Source organism: Schaalia odontolytica, from assembly GCF_002847525.1.
Classification (GTDB): Bacteria; Actinomycetota; Actinomycetes; order Actinomycetales; family Actinomycetaceae; genus Pauljensenia; species Pauljensenia odontolytica_B.
In genome coordinates, this window is the sequence record NZ_PKKM01000028.1 from 1 (window position 1) to 1,433 (window position 1,433).

The window sequence follows — 1,433 nt, forward strand, 5'->3', positions numbered from 1 at the left end:
GGCTCTTCATAATTGAGGGTGTAGTTGGGGTCTGAATCCTCCGGTTTCGAGGAGTGCTCGGGTGATGTAGTGGTTGAGGTTTCGGAATCCGAGTGCGGATCCGCGTAGGTGTTCGAGGCGGCCGTTGATGGCTTCGGTAGGACCGTTGCTGGTGTGGGGATGATCGAAGTAAGCCAAGATGTCTCCGGCTCTGCGTTTGAGCGTTCTGCCCAGCGTGATGAGCTCGGTCAGACCCCTGGGTACGCGCGTGGAGGTCAGTGTGTTGATTTCGGCTTGCATTAGGGCCTTGCCGCGGATTTTGTGGGGATCGCGGTAGCTGTCGATGATGTTCTGGTAGACGCTCCAGGTGACTTCGAGTGCGACGTGGCAATCGCTGGCGAACAGGTCGGCTAGCTGGTGTTGCTGGCGTGGGGTGAGCAGGCAAGATCTGGTGTGTAACATCCTGCGAGCCTTGTACAGGGGATCCGTGGCCCGCCCGCGCCGATGGTGAAGTTCTTGCTGAATGCGCCTGCGGCACTCATCGAGAGCATCACCGGCCAGGCGCACAACGTGGAAAGGATCCATGACCGCCCTCGCGTCTGGGAGCTCTTCGGCGGCGGCGCTCTTAAAGCCGGTGAATCCATCCATCGCGACGATCTCAATGCGCTCGCGCCAGGTGTCGGGCTGGGAGGCCAGCCAGGTTTTGAAAACCCGCTTGGATCGGCCCGGAATCATATCCAGGAGCCGGGAGGGACCACGACGGTCACGTATAGGAGTCAAGTCCAAGATGACGGTGACGTATTTGTCCCCGTATGGGGTGTGTCGCCACACGTGTTCATCCACGCCAATGACACGCACCCCCTCGAAACGATCAGGATCATCGATGAGCATGCGCTGGCCTTCACCTAAGATCGCGGTATTGGCAGTGTTCCACGACACGGCCAATACGTCGGCGACGCGCGCCACCGTCAGATGATGGACCACCAGGCCCACCAGCGCCCAGCGCACCGCCGCACGCGAGAGCTTCGCACGCGGGTCGGCCGCTGCACTCATGTTTTGACGCCACACGTGAGCACACTCTGGGCAGCGGTAGCGGCGCACGCTCACGTGCAACATGGTGGGGTGCCACCCGTAGGGTACGTGAGCCAAGCGCCTGACCACCGTGTCACGTACGACGCCCTCACCCCCACACTGTCGGCACCACCGATCCTCACCCACTACCTTGCAGGCCAAGACGGTCCGATCGTCTCCTACACGTTGACCCATCACTTCCAGTCCTAGGTCATCCAGGCCCGTGAAGGCGCTCAGATCAGGGCGATCAAAGGTAGCATTGGACATGTCGAGGTCTTTCAGATGGACGGTGTCGCAACCCCCATCATCGGAAGACCTCGACCTCTACCCGGCCACGACACGCCCAACCCCGCATACCACCCCCACACCCTCAATTATGAAGA

The 1,433-nt window shown here is 60.8% G+C and carries 1 protein-coding gene; it reads right to left on the reverse strand.

The genetic code is table 11. The annotated features are described in order from the left end of the window. Window positions 1-6 precede the first annotated feature (6 nt). Window positions 7-1,317: an ISL3 family transposase gene (locus CYJ22_RS10045; RefSeq protein WP_101602518.1), complete on the reverse strand. Its 1,311-nt coding sequence runs from the start codon at window positions 1,315-1,317 to the stop codon at window positions 7-9. Window positions 1,318-1,433 lie beyond the last annotated feature (116 nt).

Coding starts and splice junctions, on each gene's coding strand:
- CYJ22_RS10045 (WP_101602518.1), bottom strand. CDS start 1,317: ATGTCCAATGCTACCTTTGATCGCCCTGATCTGAGCGCCTTCACGGGC.